Below are 17,652 nucleotides of genomic sequence, written 5' to 3'. Positions count from 1 at the left end.
GTGTTACACCTTTCCTTTGACACCGTTGGCGCCATCAATCATCGGCAGATCCAGTTTCGCCTCGTGGGCACAGTTGATGGCAATCTCGTAGCCGGCATCGGCGTGACGCATCACCCCGGTGGCCGGGTCGTTGCGCAGCACGCGGCCGACCCGCTTGGCGGCGTCGTCGGTGCCGTCACAGACGATCACCACGCCGGAGTGCTGGGAGAAGCCCATGCCGACCCCGCCACCGTGGTGCAGGGAGACCCAGGTCGCACCGCCGGCTGTGTTGAGGAGGGCGTTGAGCAGCGGCCAGTCGGAGACGGCGTCGGAGCCGTCCATCATGGACTCGGTCTCGCGGTTCGGGCTCGCCACGGAGCCGGAATCCAGGTGGTCGCGACCGATGACGACCGGGGCCTTCAGCTCGCCGTTCTTCACCATCTCGTTGAAGGCCAGGCCCAGGCGTACCCGATCCTTGACGCCGACCCAGCAGATCCGCGCCGGCAGGCCCTGGAAGGCGATGCGCTCGCGGGCCATGTCGAGCCAGTTGTGCAGGTGGGGATCGTCCGGGATCAGCTCCTTCACCTTCTGATCGGTCTTGTAGATGTCTTCCGGATCGCCGGAGAGCGCGACCCAGCGGAACGGACCTATCCCCTGGCAGAACAGCGGACGGATGTAGGCCGGGACGAAGCCGGGGAAGTCGAAGGCATTCTTGACGCCCTCTTCCAGCGCCATCTGGCGGATGTTGTTGCCGTAATCGAGCGTGGCAGCGCCGCGGGATTGCAGGGTCAGCATGGCTTCGACCTGGCGAGCCATGGAGCGGCGAGCCGCCACGTTGACCTCTTGCGGCGCGCTCTTCTGCAGGTCACGCCACTGGGTCACGCTCCAGCCCTGGGGCAGGTAGCCGTGGATGGGATCGTGGGCAGAGGTCTGGTCGGTCACCACGTCCGGCGTGATGCCGCGGGCCACCAGTTCGGCGAAGACGTCGGCGGCGTTGCCGAGCAGGCCGACGGAGACGGCGGTGCCGCTCTGCCTGGCTTCCTCGACCATGGCCAGCGCCTCATCCAGGCTGTAGGCCTTCTTGTCGACGTAGCGGGTCTTGAGGCGAAAATCGATGCGGGTCTCGTCACACTCCACGGCGATCATGGAGAAGCCGGCCATGGTGGCGGCCAGCGGCTGGGCGCCGCCCATGCCACCGAGCCCGCCGGTCAGGATCCAGCGCCCCTTGGGTTCGCCGTTGAAGTGCTGGTTCGCCACCGCGAAGAAGGTTTCGTAGGTGCCCTGCACGATCCCCTGAGTACCTATGTAGATCCAGGAGCCGGCGGTCATCTGGCCGTACATCATCAGGCCCTTCTTGTCGAGCTCGTTGAAGTGCTCCCAGTTGGCCCAGTGCGGCACCAGGTTGGAGTTGGCGATCAACACCCGCGGTGCGTCCTTGTGGGTCTGGAACACCCCGACCGGCTTGCCGGATTGCACCAGCAGGGTCTCGTTCTCCTCGAGGCGGGTCAGCACCTCGACGATCTTGTCGTAGCAGGCCCAGTTGCGGGCGGCGCGACCGATGCCGCCGTACACCACCAGGGATTGGGGATGCTCGGCCACTTCCGGATCCAGGTTGTTCATCAGCATCCGCAGGGGCGCCTCGGTGAGCCAGCTCTTGGCAGTCAGCTGGGTGCCGTGGGGAGCACGGATGATCCGGCTCGGATCGTGGCGGGGATCCTGGTGTTGTACAGACATAGACACTCCTTGTTTAGCGATACGGTCAGGCGGCGCGGTGCGCCGCTACTTGGTCAACTGGTGAACCAGGCGCGCGGCCACGCGGGCGCTGCGGTTGTCCTGATCCAGGTTCGGGTTGTACTCGGCCAGATCGGCGAGCCTGAGCTTGCCGCTGGCCCGGATATGGGCGATCAGCGGTTCGATGACCGCCAGCTCCACGCCGCGGGCGGCAGGGGCACTTACCCCCGGCATCACGGCGGCGGGCAGCACGTCCAGATCGATGGTCAGATAGAGGTGGTCACAGCGGGCGATAAAGGCATCCAGCCCGTTGAGCAAGACTGGCAGCTCGGTCGGCGTCATCGCCTCGTCCAGCACGTGCCACACCCCCAGCGCCTCGGCACGGGCAAACAGGGCCGCGGTGTTGGCGGTCTCGGCCACCCCGAGGCAGGCGTAGGTAAAAGGCGAGCCCTGGGCGACGCACTGCTCGGCAATCTGGAAGAAGGGGGTGCCGGAACTCGCCTGCTCCTGCTTCATGCGCAGGTCGAAGTGAGCGTCGAAGTTGATGATGCCCACCCTGCCACGGCCGCCCAGATGACGGTTGAGGCCGCTCCAGCTGCCGAAGGCCACCTCGTGGCCGCCCCCCAGCACCAGCGGGAACTGGCCCTGCTCGAGGGCAGCGGCCACCCGCTCGGCCAGCCGCTCGTGGGCGGCATCGAGATCGCCATCCTCACAGTGCACGTCGCCGCCATCATAGACCGGCTGGCCCAGATGCCAGGCCGTGTTGGCGAGCAGCTTGCGCACCGCCAGCGGCGCACCGGCCGCACCGACGCGCCCCTTGTTGCGGCGTACCCCTTCATCGCAGGCAAAGCCGAGCAGTACCACGCCGGGTTCACCGCGCCCCTGCCAGGGCCGCACCCTGTCATGCCAGCGCAGGGCCAGTTCACCGTCTTCCGGATCCTGACGCCCCTGCCAGACCGACATGTCGATCCCGTTGATCTTATCCATGCAGGGTCTCCTCCCCGTTGACCACTCGGCTCACCAGCTGATCGACGCCGATGAGGTAGCTGAGTTCGGCCGGATGGCCGCAGTTCCAGACCAGGAAATCCGCCAGCATGCCGACCCTGAGCTGTCCCAGCTGCTCCTGCTCGCCAAGTGCCCGGGCGGCGTGGCGGGTCACCCCGGCCATGGCCTCCACCGGGGTCAGGCCGAACAGGGTGCAGGCCATATTCATGGCCATCCGCAGGGAGACGATGGGGGCCGTGCCGGGGTTGATGTCGGAGGAGACCGCCATCGGCACCCCCGCCTTGCGCAGGGCGGCGACCGGCGGCAGCTTGGTCTCCTTGAGGAAATAGAAGGCGGTGGGCAGCAGGGTCGCGACCACACCGCGGTGAGCCAGCGCCTGGACCCCTTCCGGATCCAGATACTCCAGATGATCCACCGAGAGGGCACCGAAGTTGGCAGCCAACGTGCTGCCGCCCAGGTTGGAGAGCTGATCCATGTGCCCCTTCACCGCCAGGCCATATTGATCCGCCGCCAGATAGACCTGCTCGGTCTGGGCCAGCGAGAAGCCGATGTGTTCACAGAAGACGTCCACCGCATCGGCCAGACCCGCTTCGGCGGCGGCCGGGATGATCTCCTGACAGATGGTCTCGACCCAGGAGTCGGGATCGTCACGATACTCCGGCGGCACCGCATGGGCTGCCAGCAGGGTGGTCTTGACCCGGATCGGCAGCGCCTCTCCCAGTCGGCGGGCCACCCGCAGCATCTTGAGCTCGTCTGCCAGGGTGAGGCCGTAGCCGGACTTGATCTCCACCGTGGTGACCCCTTCCCGGATCAGCGACTTGATCCGTGGCAGCGCCAGCTCAAACAGCTGATCTTCGCTGGCGGCACGGGTGGCACGCACCGTGCTGATGATGCCGCCGCCTTTGCGGGCGATCTCGGCATAGGGCACCCCCTTCTGGCGCAGTTCGAACTCTTCGGCGCGGCTGCCGGCGAAGATGAGGTGGGTGTGGCAATCGATGAGGCCGGGGGTAACCAGCTTACCCTTCATGTCCTGCCAATGGGCGGGATAGGGGCCCTTGAGATCCTGCATGGGCACCAGGGCGTGGATCCTCCCCTCATGAACGCCGAGGGCATGGGGCTCCAGCAGACCGTAGTCAGCCAGATCGGAGCGCAGGGTGGCGGGTGTCACGTTGAGCCAGACCCGCTCGCAGTTCAACAGTTCCTTGTTCATACCGACCTCTAAATGTATATACATTAACTTATATCCGATCTATGACGGGAAAGAAAGGATCAAGTTCACATCTTGATAACAGCGTGTTCATTAGAGCTTAAACACAAAAAAGCCCGCCAGAGGCGGGCTTTGTCAAAAATGATATGTATATACAATTAGCTAAGGCTGGTCTTGGAGCTCAACTTGTAGCGGGAGCCCGGCGAGAGCAGACGGGCATAGGAGACCAGATAACCGTCGGACCAGGTACGCCGATGCAGCAGCAGGCAGGGGGTGTCGACCCGTACCTGCAGCAAGCCGGCCTCGCCGGCGCTCGGCAGCACCGCCTCCACCACGTGCTCCATCTCGGAGAGGGGGCAGACCTCCATCAGATAACGATTGGGGGTCTGGCTGGCAAAATCCTGCTCGCCATACTCCGGCAGCCGCTCCGCATCGACGAAGCGCTCCTCCAGCTGCAGCGGCTCACCGTCGGCCTGATGGACGATGAGGCTGTGAAAGATGGGCGCCCCGACCCGCAGCCCCAGTTGCACCGCCACCTTCTCGTCGGCGGCCTGGCGTTGCAGCCGGATCACCCGGCCGCTGTACTCGCTGCCCCGCTCGGCGATCTCGTCGGCGATGTTGCGAATGGCCAGCAGCGGCGACTCGGTGCGCCGGTCCGCCACGAAGCTGCCGGAGCCGGCGGTGCGCACCAGCCAGCCCTCGGCCACCAGTTCGCGCAGCGCCTTGTTGACCGTCATCCGGCTCACGGTGAACTGCTCGCACAGGGCGGCCTCGGTCGGGATCCGGTCGCCCGCCTGATAGTGGCGTTCGCGGATCCCGTCCAGGATGTGCTGCTTGATCTGCAGATAGAGAGCCGGTGCCAACGGAATGCTCCTCAGCGACGGCGATGGGGCGGACGCATGTCCGGCCAGGCGCGATAGACGTCCGGGATCTGCTCGGGCCCGCTGATGCAGAGATCGAGATCGTGCAGCAGACCGTCCTTGATGCCGTAGATCCAGCCGTGCACCGCCAGCTCCTGCCCCTTGCGCCAGGCGTTCTGGATGATGGTGGTGTGGCAGACGTTGGCCACCTGCTCGGCCACGTTCAGCTCGCACAGGTAGTCGAAGCGCTCGTGCTCATCCTCGATGGCATCCAGCTGCTCGCGATACTTGAAGTAGACATCCTTGATGTTGCGCAGCCAGTTGTCGATGAGCCCCAGCTCCTGGTTCTGCATCGCCGCCTTGACGCCGCCGCAGCCGTAATGGCCGCAGACGATGATGTGCTTCACCTTGAGCACCTCGACCGCGTATTGCAGCACCGAGAGGCAGTTGAAGTCGGTGTGTACCACCAGGTTGGCGACGTTGCGGTGGACGAACACGTCCCCCGGCAGCAGCCCCATCAGCTGGTTGGCGGGTACCCGGCTGTCGGAGCAGCCAATCCAGAGGTATTCGGGGGCCTGCTGGGCGGAGAGGGTAGCAAAGAATTCGGGATCCTCGGCCTTGATCCGTTCCGCCCACTCGCGGTTGTTGGTAAACAAGTCGTTCAAGAGTTTCACTATCTGCTCTCCCTACTGTGGCAGTGGCGGCAACATACCATACACAAGGGTAACCAAGGCAAGGCCGACCAGATCCCCGCCAAACAAAAACAGGGCCATCAGGCCCTGTTTTCATCAAGAGGCTCAGGCCTCCCTCGTATCTTTCAGCTGCTTGGGTGCGTGCTGCTCAAGCTGACGAACCCGCCCGGCGCACAGGATTACGCTTCCATCGCATCCTTCAGCTTCTTGAGGGCATTCTTCTCAAGCTGACGCACCCGCTCGGCGGAGACGCCGTAGGTATCGGCCAGCTCCTGCAGGGTGGTCTTGCTGTCGTCGTCCAGCCAGCGGGCACGGATGATGTGCTGGCTGCGCTCATCCAGGGTGGCCAGGGCCGAGCTCAGACGACGGGTCGCATGATCGTCCCAGTTGTCGTTCTCGATGGTGGCGGCCAGATCGGAGGATTTGTCCTCCAGATAGTGGACCGGCGCAAAACCGCCCTCTTCGTCCTCATCACCGACCAGATCGAACGCCTGATCGTAGTTGCTCATGCGCGCTTCCATCTCGGTGACGTCGGCGGCGGAGACGCCGAGGTCGGCAGCCACGGCCTGCACCTCTTCGTGGTTCAGCCAGCCGAGACGTTTCTTGGACTTGCGCAGGTTGAAGAAGAGCTTGCGCTGGGCCTTGGTGGTTGCCACCTTGACCATGCGCCAGTTGCGCAGCACGTATTCGTGGATTTCAGCCTTGATCCAGTGCACCGCGAAGGAGACCAGACGCACGCCGACGCTCGGGTCAAAGCGCTTGACCGCCTTCATCAGGCCGATGTTGCCTTCCTGCACCAGATCGGCCTGGGGCAGACCGTAACCGGCATAACTCTTGGCGACGTGAACGACAAAACGCAGGTGCGACATAACCAGCTGACGGGCAGCCTCGAGATCGCCTTCCTGCTGCAAACGCTCAGCCAGCTCACGCTCTTCCTCTGCGCTCAGCACCGGAATCGAGTTTACTGCCTGGATATAGCCTTCCAGACTACCTTGCGGAATCAGAGCCATAGTGCGCTGCAATGAAGTTCCCATGTTCTACCTCTTACTTTTCAATCGAATCAGTCTAACACCCTGAGAGGGCCTGTCTACTGACCGGACGCCATTCTGCGGCCTGCATCAAACATGACGGGCATGTCTGAACCGGAATCATCTTAGGCCGGCAGGATGAATCATGAATGAACAGTCAAAAAAAGGGGGTCACAATGAAGGACCCCCGAAAAGTAGCATGCTAAGTCCATTGTTGCGGAGCTCGCAACCTTCACATGCTTGCCAAGTCAGACGAGCAAGGCATAGGGGCCACACCCGTATAAATTCTTCGCAATTGTAGACTGCTTATAAATCAGAAGGTTCACAGGATCCAGAGAAGATCCTGAAGACTGGTGCTATCCAGATTACTCCCAGAACGGTGGCCGTGCCAGAAACGGCCACTCTTTTACTTGATCCAGGTCGCAAAATCCAGCGCTTTGAAACGCTGATAAATTAATCAGGACGGTTCGATGTCGCGAATGTGGCGATGGACCGAAAACCAGGAGGCGATCAGCCCCAGCAGGGCCCCAAGCAGGATCAGGTTGATCCCGTCCACCGCTCCCATGCCCACCAGCCGGAAGTTGCTGTTGTAGAGGCCCGCCAGCTCCTTCACCACCCCTTCGCTCCAGATCACCATCACCTCGGTCAGCCACCAGGCCAGCATGCCGCCGATGACCCCGAACCAGATGCCGGTATAAAGGAAGGGACGATGGATAAACGCATCGGTCGCCCCCACCAGCTTGAGCACTTCGATCTCGGAACGCTGGTTGAGGATATTCAGGCGCAGGGTGTTGCCGACGATCAGCAGTACCGCGGAGAGCAGCAGCACGGCGATGCCGGTGATGGTGTGGCGCAGCAGGTTCATGATCCCCTGCAACCGGGTCAGCCACTGCAGATCCAGCTTGCCCTGCTCGACCCCGTCTTCGTTGCTCAGTTTGTTGAGCAGCTCGGCCGCCCCTTCCGGGTTCTGCCAGCGCGGATCCGGGATCACGCTCAGCACCGGCGGCAGCGGGTTGCTGTCGAGGTAGTCGAGCGCATCGCCAAAGCCGGAGATCTCGCGAAACTCCTTGAGCGCCTCATCCCGGCTCATGTAGGTGACCGACTCCACCTCCGGGTAGAGCAGGATCCGCTGCTTCATGTCGAGGATGTTCTGCTCGGGCAGATCCTTGCGCAGGTAGAGGGAGATCTGGGAACTGGTCTGCCAGCTCCCCTCCACCACCTCGGCGTTTTTCAGCAGCACGTGGAAGCAGGAGGGCAGCGCCAGGCTGACCCCCAGCACCGCCAGCGTCATCAGCGAGGCGAGCGGATTGCGCCACAGCTCCCCCAGACTGGCAAAGGCCTGGCGGGCGTGGTCAACCCAGTACATCATGAAACGCCGCAGCGGCGGCTGTTTATGACGCGCACGAATGGCCATCAGAGCTCCTCCCCGGACGAATACATGCGACCCGCCTTGAGGGTCAGGGTGCGATAGCGCATGCGGGCGATCAGCCCCAGATCGTGGGTGGCAATCAGCACGGAGACGCCGAAGCGGTTGAACTCCTCGAACAGCCGCATGATATCCATGGAGAGCTGGGGATCCAGGTTGCCGGTCGGCTCATCCGCCAGCAGCAGCGGCGGCTTGTTGACGATGGCACGGGCGATGCCGACCCGCTGCTGTTCACCGCCGGAGAGCATGCGCGGCTGGTAGCGCTCCTTGCCGAGCAGCCCCACCTTGTCGAGCGCAGCGGCCACCCGCTTGTTGATGTCCCCATGGCTGTAGCCGTCGATCACCAGCGGCAACGCCACGTTGTCGAACACGGTTCTGTCCATCAGCAGGCGGTGATCCTGAAAGATCATGCCGATCTGGCGGCGCACATAGGGGATCTCCCCCCGCTTGATGTGGCTGACGTCGTCGCCATGAAAGAAGACACGGCCGTCGGTCGGCCGTTCCATTACGCTGATGAGTTTGAGGAGGGTACTCTTGCCTGCGCCCGAGTGCCCGGTCAGAAAGGCCATCTCCCCTTTGCGCAGATGAAAACTGACCTTCTGCAGCGCCTGATGGCCGCCGCTGTAAACCTTGCTGACCTTGTCAAAACGGATCATAACGGTTCCCTGACAGTGACAAGCCCCGGCCTGGGTCGGGGCAGGGGGCGCTCAACTCACAGCGCCCGAGCTTGCTCATCGCGAAGACACTCACTCCTCGCGACTGAAAAGCGCCTCGATGAAGTCGTTGGCGACGAACGGACGCAGATCGTCGATCCCCTCGCCCACCCCGATGTAGCGGATCGGGATCTGGAACTTGTCGGCCACCGCGAAGATGACGCCGCCCTTGGCGGTGCCATCCAGCTTGGTGAGGGTGATGCCGGTCAGCCCCACCGCCTCGCTGAACAGCTTGGCCTGGCTCAGGGCGTTCTGGCCGGTGCCTGCGTCCAGGGTCAGCATGATTTCGTGGGGCGCCGCATCGTCCAGCTTCTTCATCACCCGCACCACCTTCTTGAGCTCTTCCATCAGGTTGCTCTTGTTCTGCAGGCGGCCGGCGGTATCGGCGATCAGCACGTCGGCCCCGCGCGAGCGGGCAGCCTCGATGGCATCATAGATGACGGAGGCGGAGTCGGCGCCGGTGTGCTGGGCAATCACCGGAATGTTGTTGCGCTGACCCCACACCTGCAACTGCTCGACGGCGGCAGCGCGGAAGGTATCGCCAGCGGCCAGCATCACACTCTTGCCCTCGGCCTGGAACTGCTTGGCCAGCTTGCCGATGGTGGTGGTCTTGCCGACCCCGTTCACGCCCACCATCAGGATGACGTAAGGCTTCTTGTCGGTGTCGATCACCAGCGGCTGCTCGACCTTGGCCAGCATCTCGCCCATGTCCTGCTTGAGCAGGCCGTAGAGCGCCTCGGCATCCTTGAGCTGCTTGCGATCCGCGTGCTGCACCAGCCCCTCGATGATACGGGTGGTGGTGTCGACGCCGAGATCCGCAGTCAGCAGCTGGGTCTCCAGCTCCTCGAACAGCTCGTCGTCGATCTTCTTGCCTCGGAACAGGCTGAAGAAGCCGGAACCGATATTCTCCTTGGTGCGCACCAGACTACGCTTGAGGCGAGCGAAGAAGCCCTCCCGCTGCGGCTTGTCCTGGGTGTCGTCGTCCACCTTGGCTGCCAGTGGCAGTGCGGCCAGTGCGGCAGCCTCAGCCTCCATCTCGGCCACCAGGCGCAGATCTTCCGCCCGCTGGGCCTCTTTGGCGATCCGGGCTTCCTCGGCAGCCTGCGCTTCGGCGGCAATACGAGCCTCTTCTGCGGCACGGGCTTCGGCAGCAAGGCGAGCCTCTTCTGCGGCGCGGGCTTCGGCGGCGATACGGGCCTCTTCCACGGCACGGGCTTCGGCGGCAATGCGAGCCTCTTCTGCCGCACGGGCTTCGGCGGCAACGCGAGCCTCTTCTGCGGCGCGGGCTTCGGCGGCAATGCGAGCCTCTTCTGCGGCGCGGGCTTCGGCAGCAATGCGAGCCTCTTCGGCAGCGCGGGCTTCGGCAGCAATGCGAGCCTCTTCTGCGGCGCGGGCTTCGGCGGCAATACGGGCCTCTTGCGCGGCGCGGGCTTCGGCGGCAATACGGGCCTCTTGCGCGGCGCGGGCTTCGGCGGCAATGCGAGCCTCTTCTGCGGCGCGGACTTCGGCGGCAATACGAGCCTCTTCGGCAACCTGAGCGGCTGCGGCAAGGCGAGCTTCTTCCGCTGCCTTGAGATCGGCCGCAACCCGGGCAGCTTCGGCAGCTTGCGCCTCGGCAGCCGCGCGCTCCTCTTCGGCGATCAGGGCTTCATTGACGATCACCGGCTCCAGATCGGAGGCGCACTCCTCCACCACTAGCGGACCATGGTCGTCCAGCTCGGCAGGCGGGCAGCAATCATCGTGCAAAACGGAATTCTGTGCGCTGGCGGGCACTTCAGCAGCGACGGCCGGCGTACTATCGGAAACAGTCGTCTCGGAAACGGGAGCCGGGTGAGCCGTGATTTCGGGCTCAACGGTAGTCGGGGTGGCTTGCGGTGTCTGTGGTTGGACAGCCTCAGCCTCTTCTTTCTTGCGGCCGAAACCCAGCCAGGAAAACAAACCTTTTGCCATCTAAAAATACTCACATCAAAGGCTGACTGCTAAGATAGCCGTCCCTCGGCGGGTCGGCATAAAAATGAACCGCCTTATACTATCACTTTATTTTCTGACGACGAAACGCGATGCCCAGAGTGAAATCCAGCCGTAACGGCCCGAGCAAGAGCCCAACCCCGCAGGGGAAATCGGGTTTTGTAAGAATCATCAGCGGCCAGTGGCGAGGCCGCAAACTGCCGGTCAGGGATGTGGAAGGACTCAGACCCACCACGGATCGCGTCAAGGAGACCATCTTCAACTGGCTGGCTCCCCATGTGCGCGGCACCCGCTGCCTGGATCTGTTCGCCGGCAGCGGTGGCCTGGGGCTGGAGGCGCTGTCGCGTTACGCCGAGCAGGTCACCCTGATCGAGATGGACAGGGGCGCCGCCGAGCAGATCAAGAAGAACCTGACCACCCTCGGCAGCAGCCAGGGTCAGGTGATCCAGGCCGATGCCGTCAGCTGGCTGCAAGGGCCGGCCACGCCGTTCGACCTGGTGTTTCTCGATCCCCCCTTTCGCCGCGAGCTGCTGCCCCAAGTGTGCGAGCTGCTGGAGCAGCGCGGCTGGCTGGCGCCTGACGCCCTAATCTATCTGGAGCGGGAGAAGGAGATGGCCGATCTGCCGCTGCCGGCCAGCTGGCAACTGCTCAAGGACAAGCAAGCGGGTCAGGTCTGCTACCAGCTCTATCTGCGGGAGCTCAAGAATGACACCGCGGTTTAACAGCCGGGTGGCTGGGGAAGATGGGCACTAACCCCCGTCAATCTGGACAAAGGCTCAAAGACAAGCAGGTCGATCAAACCAGGTCTGCTACCAGCTCTATCTGCGGGAGATCCAGAATGACGCCGCGGTTTAACAACCGGATGGCAGGGGAAGATGGGCACGACCCCCTCCCCGTCAATCTGGACAACGACTCAAGGACAAACAGGCCGATCGAATCAGGTCTGCTATCAATGCTATGTGCGGGAGGTAAACGATGAAGCGGGTGTTTAATCTGTTGGCGATGGGTCTGATCCTGTTCTTCTGGTTCGGCGTGCTGGTCAGCCTGATCGCCCCGCTGCCGGGCAAGCTCAACGGCTTCCTGCCGGTGTGCGGCGTGATCGTGATCCTGATGCACTGGGTGCAGGCCAGCATGGTCAAGGCCGCCTGCAAGCCCTACTTCGCGGTGAGCCGGCTCGAGTTCACCCAGGTGCTGGTGTTCGGGGTGTTCGGCATGGTTGAGATCCGCGCCAGGCTGCAGGCCATCGTCGATGCCAAGCGGCGCGGCGAAGACAACAAAGCCGGGTGATCCCGGCTCTGTCATGGTGGTGATGGAAGGAGTGCTGGTCACTCCTTCTCTTTTTTCCCCACGCTGATACCGAGCTTGATGGAGAGCACAGCCAGCAGCAACAACATCATGATCAGCGAGAAGAAGTTGCTGCCAAGCTCTGGGTACTGCACCTTGACCAGCGCCGAATGGCCGAACACGCCGATGAAGAAGCTGAGCAGCATGCAGACCGGGGTGTTGCCCTCCAGCGAGACATGACGGTAGTGCTGGTAGAGCTGATAGGCGGCCAGCACGAAGGCGATCATCGGGAAGAAGGAGAAGGGCACCGCAGACTCTGACAAGACCGTCAGGGAGGCATCGCCACAGATGCCGATGAGCAGGGCCAGCAGCAGGGGTTTCTTCGGAATCGTGTTCTGGTCATGCATGGAGCTGTCCATCCTTTGACTTAAGAGAGAGGTTCACGGCGCTTCTGGTTCTGGACCTCGGCGCCCATGGCGATCATGCGCAGCTGACGGATGGTGCGATCGGACAGGGCCCGGCACTCCTCGCTGGTCATGTCGAGGGCGTCGGCACCGGCACTGAAGACGATGGTCACCATGGCCTCGGCCTGGATGTAGGCCTCTTCCCGCGGCGCCCCCGTGGTGGCTTCGAGGTAGTCGGTCAGCTCGGCGATGAAATGCTGGATCTCCCGCGCCACCGCCTGGCGAAATGCAGCAGAGGTGCCGGAGCGCTCGCGCAGCAGCAGCCGGAAGATGTTCGGGTTGTTCTCGACGAACTCCATGAACGTCTGTACCGAGGTGCTGATGACGCTGCCGCCACCCGCAATGCGCTGACGAGCCTGGCGCATCAACTGGCGCAAGGTCAGGCCGCCTTCATCCACCAGGGTCAGCCCCAGCTCCTCCATGTCGCGAAAATGACGATAGAAGGAGGTGGGCGCAATGCCGGCCTCCCGCGCCACTTCCCGCAGACTGAGGTTGGAAAAGCTGCGATTGGCGCACAGTTGGCTGAACGCCGCCTCGATCAGAGTACGCCGGGTTTTTTCTTTTTGTTGCGCGCGAATACCCACGAAAACAGTCACCTTCAGGTTATCGAGGCCAAATGATAACCCGAAGGCTGCGCCAGGATCAGGTTTGTCTCCTACTTTTTTACCATTGACCCCAATTCCGGCTGCATGGAAAATAGCGCACAGCTGTTCGCTGAAAGGAACCGAGTGAGATGGAACGCCCCCCGATCATCATGACCAACACCCTGCTGTTCGCCCTCTCCGGGCTGACCGCCCTGATCGCCGTGCCCTGGTACGGCATGACCCATGGCTATGACCTCTGGCAGTGGGGCAGCTTCCTGCTGCTGTTCTGCTATTGCGGCATCTCCATCACCGCCGGCTACCACCGGCTCTGGTCGCACAAGGCCTACAAGGCGCACCCGCTCCTGCAGTGGATCTTCGCCATCGGCGGGGCCCTCGCCCTGCAAAACTCGGCGCTGCACTGGTCTTCCGATCATCGTCGCCACCACCGCCATGTGGATGACAACCAGAAGGATCCTTACAGTGCGGGCCGCGGTTTCTGGTTCTCCCACATCGGCTGGATGCTGCGGGAATATCAGCGCGACATCTACCACGACTACAGCAACGTGCGGGATCTGCAGAACAACCCAGTGGTCGCCTTCCAGCACAAGCACTATCTGGCGCTGACCCTGGCCACCAACATAGGCATCCCGCTGCTGCTGGGGCTCGTCCACGGCGATCTGCTCGGCATGCTGCTGCTGGCCGGAGTGCTGCGCATGGTGATGACCCATCACACCACCTTCTTCATCAACTCGCTGGCCCACATCTGGGGCAGCCAGCCCTTCACCGACCGCAACAGCGCGCGGGACAACGGCATCCTGGCCTTCTTCACCTTCGGCGAGGGCTACCACAACTTCCACCACCTGTTCGAGAACGACTATCGCAACGGCATCCGCTGGTGGCAGTTCGATCCCACCAAGTGGCTGATCCGCAGTGCCGCCTGGTGCGGGCTGGCACGGGATCTGCGCGCCTGCCCGGAAGAGCGGATCGAGCAGGCCAGGCTGGAGATGCAGCTGAAACGGGCCCAGGCCAGGCTGCACAGACAAGACGACAGGGAACTGTGGCAGGCGCTGCTGCAGGAGGAGTACGACAAGCTGAGCCAGCAGCTGCAGCACTACTACGCCAGCCGCAAACGCCTGCTGGAGCAGCGCAAGCGCAAGGCGCTGGCCCGTTACGACCAGCTGAAACTGCAGCTGGAGTATCGCAGCCTGCACGATGCCTTCACCGTGGCCAAGCGTAACTGGAGCCGCCTGTTGGCAGGCATCGCCTGACCATAGACCGTCAGACTACACAAACAAAAAGACCGCCAATCGGCGGTCTTTTTGTTCAGCCCAGCCAGCAGGCCATAAAAAATGGGGTGACACTCGCATGTCACCCCCTCGCAAATAGCATGTTCCATATTGGAATCCGGTCCCGTCGGGTTCCTCTCCTGCTTCCTGAGTTTCCGCTACCCATCTGAAGCAGGCTCCGGCTGGAGCGATCCAGTCGGCCGATTCCCTTCACGACCCTCTTCCGCACGACGGCAAGCCGCCGTGTTGTCCTTGCAGTTGAAATATTACGCAGATAAATAAAATAAAAAACCGATATATTCGGCCATCTATGCAAGCATCTGCCGCTCATCCAACTTCAACTAGAAAACAATCTGATTAAAAACAATACGATAAATCACTCCATCGCCATTGGATGGCAAACGTTATCCTCGAAGGCGCACAAGGCTTTGCGAGATCTCGCACAAGCCGTGATCCACTCACAACCAGCGCTGCAACGGCAACCAGTCACTGACCCTGGCCAGCAGGCGGCGCAGGGTCGAGGGCGGGGCAGCCACCGAGTGGGATGAACGCTGCTGCCAGGTCGTCAGCCACTGCTGCAGCTCGGCGCACAGCACGGGGCAGGCCAGATGCAGTACCAGCTCGGTGTTGAGCAGCAGGGAGCGCGGATCCAGATTGAAGCTGCCGAGCAGCGCCTCCTCCTCCCCCACCAGGATCAGCTTGGCGTGCAGGCTGAGAGATGCCCCCTCCAGCTCCGACAGCGCTATGCCTTGGCGTATCAGCCAGGGGCGGTGACGGCGGTAGGCGCCGTACACCAGCGGCACATCCGTGCTGGCCAGGGAGTTGGTCAGGATGTCGATGGTCACCCCCGCCTGGCGCTGCTGCCTGAGTCGGCGGCGCAGCCCCCGGGTCAGGATGAGATAGGGGGTGACCAGGCGCAATGTGCCCTGATTGTCTGCCAGTTTGCGCCAGAGCAGGCGCGCCGTGGTGGGCCGGGATACCAGCCCCTTGCCGGGGCGGTCAAACCACACCTCGGCCCGCCCGGCATGCCAGCACAGAGGGATGGGCTCGGGATCGAACAGGCTGGCCGGCAGGTCATAGACGGCCGCGATCTGCGGCTCGTTCAGGGTCAGCAGGAAGTCGTTCACCACCTGCACCTCGGCCCGTTGCAGCGGGCGGCGCAACAGACGGCGGATCGGGTGGCTCCAGCGGCTGCGCCAGAATTGATCGAACCCCTGCTCGACCCGCTGGCAGAGCGGGCCGCGGCAGGCAAGATCCAGATCGACGAACTGGGGGGCACCGCCGAGTCCGAAGTAACGATCCCCGATGTTGCGACCACCGATCACCGCCTGGCTGCCATCCACCAGCAGCAGCTTGTTGTGCATGCGGTGATTGATGCGGCGAAAGCTGAGCAGCCCTTCCAGCAGCAGGGTCAGTGGCCGCCAGCCGCGCAACCAGAAGGGATTGAACAGACGCACCTCGATGCCCGGCTGATGGGCCACCATCTCCAGGAAGCGGTTGTCGCCGGCATAGAGGTCATCGATGAGCAGCTGCACCCGCACCCCGCGTTTGGCGGCATGCAGCAGCTCCGACAGCAGCAGCTTGCCGCTGCTGTCCTCCTCCCAGCTGTAGTACTGGGCCTGGATCCGGCTTCTGGCGCCGCGGATCAGCTGACAGCGCAGCTTGAGCGCCAGCTCGGGCTGGTCTATCAGGGCGAATTCAGCGGGGATCATGGCGTCATCCGCCTGTCATGAGGAAATGGCATAACGCTGGCTAAGGGCCTCGTAGCAACAGGATGAAGGAATTTACCATGGAACTCACGGATCGCACCGCCATCAGTCACAGACCGCAGGCCAGTGAGCCGGATCCCTCGCCGAGCGGCCAGCTGACCCCCTGGTATCTGCAACACAGGGATCAGGCCTGGCAGCCCTTCACCTCGCCCGCACCATCGCACTAGCCGGACGTCAGGGCTGGGCCACCGCCTCGATGGCGGCCGCCTTGCCCTCCAGCTGGGGCAGACTGAAGCGGTAGGCCACATAGTACTTATAGATGGTGCTGACATAGTTGATGGGCCCCTGGCCTACCTCGTTGGCCACCAGCTGCTCCACGTTGCCGAACCAGACGTCGGGATCCAGCCCGGCGGCCTCGGCCTTGGCCCTGAGCGCCTGCACCCGGTTCGGGCCGGCATTGTAGGCCGCCAGCGCAAACAGGTGGCGGTTGAGCACGTCCAGCTTGGGATCGTTGAAATAGGTGTCGAGGATCAACCGCATGTAGCGGCAGGCCGCCTCCACGTTACCCTCCAGGCTGGCGAGGCGAGCGCCGCGAATGCCCACTTCGCTGCCGGTACTCGGCAACAGCTGCATGATCCCCACCGCCCCCCGTTCGGAACGGATATTGGCATTGAGGCCAGACTCCTTGTAGGCCAGCGCCGCCAACATCAGCCAGTCCAGCCGGTACTTGTCGGCCTGCTGCTCCAGCACCTTGCGGATGGTCGACAACCGGCCCAGCGGATCCGGCGCCAGTATGTTGCTCATCTGGTCGTTGCGAGCCAGCAGGCGGCGCAGGGCCATGTCGCTGTAAAGAGTGCGCTTGCCGGCATCGGCCAGATAATCGTTGACCGCCTTGAGCAGCTCTGGGCTGTTGTTGCGCAGGGCCCAGGCGCTGCGGCCGTTGTCCCGCAGCGGGATCAACTTGTGGGCTCGCAGCCCGCTGATCATGCCGAGCCAGATCCGCCCCTTGAAGCTGTCGGTCACGGTGAGCGGTATGATGCCGGCCGCCACCATCTCCAGCAGATCTCCGTCCTGCAGGTATTCAGGCACGGTTTCGATATAGACAGGGGGCAGCCCCAGCTCGCGAAACAGCCAGTTGAGCTGGCGCAGGCTCTCGTAATAGCTGGAGCTGGCCCGCACCCAGACCCGCCGGCCTGAGAGCTGGGTAATGCGGTTGAAGGTCGGCAGGCTGTGCTGGCTCACCACCCACTCTTCGATGGGGGCGATCACCGGGTTGGAGAAGGTCACCTGTTCGCGCCGGGTCGGCGTCACCGTCATGTTGGCGGCCACCAGGTCCCCACGCCCTTCGGCGAGGTAGTCCAGCAGCTTGTCCTGGCGCACCGGGATGTAGATGATCTTGAGCTTGATCTTCTCCTTGGCCAGATAGGTCTGGTTCAGCCAGCGCTCGAATCCCTGCAGCTGGTTGACCAGGATGCCGTGCTGGGTCCCCTTGTCGAGGAAGAAAAAGCCCCGCTCATAGACCACCAGGGCCCTCAGCTCTTTCTTTTGCAATATGCTGGCGAGATCCCCTGGCTGGGGCAGCCGCTGAGGCTTGAGATCCGCCGCCAGCAGCGGCAGCGCCCACAGAATGAGCAGGCTCCAGAGCCAGCGCCGCCTCATGGCGTCACCGCCAGTGGCTGTCCGGGCTGGTCAAACAGATGATGAGCGACGTGGAGA

17 protein-coding genes are annotated in these 17,652 nt (G+C 63.1%); 4 read left to right on the top strand and 13 right to left on the bottom strand.

Annotated elements, in window-relative coordinates:
- Positions 1 to 3: 3 nt before the first annotated feature.
- From hutU to ftsY, 9 genes are all read right to left on the bottom strand, one after another.
- Positions 4 to 1,713, bottom strand: a complete 1,710-nt coding sequence (gene hutU / locus CK627_RS05695) for a urocanate hydratase (RefSeq protein WP_095591850.1) — start codon at positions 1,711 to 1,713, stop codon at positions 4 to 6.
- 45 nt (positions 1,714 to 1,758) lie between these two features.
- Positions 1,759 to 2,697, bottom strand: a complete 939-nt coding sequence (hutG, locus tag CK627_RS05690) for a formimidoylglutamase (RefSeq protein ID WP_095591849.1) — start codon at positions 2,695 to 2,697, stop codon at positions 1,759 to 1,761.
- Positions 2,690 to 3,925, bottom strand: coding sequence for an imidazolonepropionase (gene hutI, locus CK627_RS05685; protein ID WP_005308059.1), 1,236 nt, complete (start codon positions 3,923 to 3,925; stop codon positions 2,690 to 2,692). The genes hutG and hutI overlap by 8 nt, the downstream gene beginning before the upstream one ends.
- 155 nt (positions 3,926 to 4,080) lie before the next feature.
- Positions 4,081 to 4,785: a histidine utilization transcriptional repressor HutC gene (hutC, locus tag CK627_RS05680; RefSeq protein ID WP_005308057.1), complete on the bottom strand. Its 705-nt coding sequence runs from the start codon at positions 4,783 to 4,785 to the stop codon at positions 4,081 to 4,083.
- A gap of 11 nt (positions 4,786 to 4,796) precedes the next feature.
- Complete coding sequence (gene can / locus CK627_RS05675) at positions 4,797 to 5,456, bottom strand: carbonate dehydratase (RefSeq protein WP_005308055.1); 660 nt, start codon at positions 5,454 to 5,456, stop codon at positions 4,797 to 4,799.
- A 197-nt stretch (positions 5,457 to 5,653) separates the two neighbouring features.
- Complete coding sequence (rpoH, locus tag CK627_RS05670; RefSeq protein ID WP_005308053.1) at positions 5,654 to 6,508, bottom strand: RNA polymerase sigma factor RpoH; 855 nt, start codon at positions 6,506 to 6,508, stop codon at positions 5,654 to 5,656.
- A gap of 451 nt (positions 6,509 to 6,959) precedes the next feature.
- Positions 6,960 to 7,916 (bottom strand): permease-like cell division protein FtsX, encoded by a 957-nt coding sequence (gene ftsX, locus CK627_RS05665; protein WP_005308051.1) that lies wholly within the window; start codon positions 7,914 to 7,916, stop codon positions 6,960 to 6,962.
- The gene (gene ftsE, locus CK627_RS05660; protein ID WP_005308049.1) at positions 7,916 to 8,584 is read right to left on the bottom strand and encodes a cell division ATP-binding protein FtsE; all 669 of its coding nucleotides are present in this window, start codon (positions 8,582 to 8,584) and stop codon (positions 7,916 to 7,918) included. Before ftsE ends, ftsX begins: the two co-directional genes overlap by 1 nt.
- 90 nt (positions 8,585 to 8,674) lie before the next feature.
- Positions 8,675 to 10,591, bottom strand: a complete 1,917-nt coding sequence (gene ftsY, locus CK627_RS05655) for a signal recognition particle-docking protein FtsY (protein WP_095591848.1) — start codon at positions 10,589 to 10,591, stop codon at positions 8,675 to 8,677.
- Positions 10,592 to 10,701: 110 nt separating this feature from the next.
- Here ftsY and rsmD point away from each other — a divergent pair, with 110 nt between their 5' ends.
- Both rsmD and CK627_RS05645 read left to right on the top strand, forming a co-directional pair.
- Positions 10,702 to 11,331, top strand: coding sequence for a 16S rRNA (guanine(966)-N(2))-methyltransferase RsmD (gene rsmD / locus CK627_RS05650; protein WP_095591847.1), 630 nt, complete (start codon positions 10,702 to 10,704; stop codon positions 11,329 to 11,331).
- 253 nt (positions 11,332 to 11,584) lie between these two features.
- A complete protein-coding gene (locus tag CK627_RS05645; protein ID WP_005308045.1) occupies positions 11,585 to 11,896 on the top strand; it encodes a DUF1145 domain-containing protein in 312 nt (103 codons plus the stop codon).
- Between the two features lie 38 nt (positions 11,897 to 11,934).
- Here CK627_RS05645 and CK627_RS05640 read toward each other — a convergent pair whose 3' ends face one another.
- Positions 11,935 to 12,300 (bottom strand): YijD family membrane protein, encoded by a 366-nt coding sequence (locus tag CK627_RS05640; protein WP_005308044.1) that lies wholly within the window; start codon positions 12,298 to 12,300, stop codon positions 11,935 to 11,937.
- Between the two features lie 20 nt (positions 12,301 to 12,320).
- Entirely contained in the window at positions 12,321 to 12,941 is a 621-nt protein-coding gene (gene fabR, locus CK627_RS05635; RefSeq protein ID WP_005308043.1) for an HTH-type transcriptional repressor FabR, read from the bottom strand.
- A 149-nt stretch (positions 12,942 to 13,090) separates the two neighbouring features.
- Between fabR and CK627_RS05630 the strand changes: the two genes are divergently transcribed.
- A complete protein-coding gene (locus tag CK627_RS05630) occupies positions 13,091 to 14,209 on the top strand; it encodes a fatty acid desaturase (RefSeq protein WP_095591846.1) in 1,119 nt (372 codons plus the stop codon).
- A gap of 476 nt (positions 14,210 to 14,685) precedes the next feature.
- Here the strand turns inward: CK627_RS05630 and CK627_RS05625 are convergent, their stop codons facing one another.
- On the bottom strand, positions 14,686 to 15,939 hold the full coding sequence (locus CK627_RS05625) for a phospholipase D family protein (RefSeq protein WP_095591845.1): 1,254 nt from the start codon (positions 15,937 to 15,939) through the stop codon (positions 14,686 to 14,688).
- 77 nt (positions 15,940 to 16,016) lie between these two features.
- On the opposite strand from CK627_RS05625, the gene CK627_RS22810 reads away from it, so the two are divergent.
- A complete protein-coding gene (locus tag CK627_RS22810) occupies positions 16,017 to 16,163 on the top strand; it encodes a hypothetical protein (RefSeq protein ID WP_167385276.1) in 147 nt (48 codons plus the stop codon).
- Positions 16,164 to 16,170: 7 nt separating this feature from the next.
- On the opposite strand, the gene CK627_RS05620 is transcribed toward CK627_RS22810, so the two are convergent.
- Complete coding sequence (locus tag CK627_RS05620; protein WP_010635397.1) at positions 16,171 to 17,595, bottom strand: MltF family protein; 1,425 nt, start codon at positions 17,593 to 17,595, stop codon at positions 16,171 to 16,173.
- Positions 17,596 to 17,652 lie beyond the last annotated feature (57 nt).

Origin of the sequence: Aeromonas dhakensis (assembly GCF_002285935.1) — a bacterium.
In the GTDB taxonomy this organism is placed as follows: domain Bacteria; phylum Pseudomonadota; class Gammaproteobacteria; order Enterobacterales; family Aeromonadaceae; genus Aeromonas; species Aeromonas dhakensis.
This window is presented reverse-complemented; position numbering and strand designations above follow the sequence as displayed.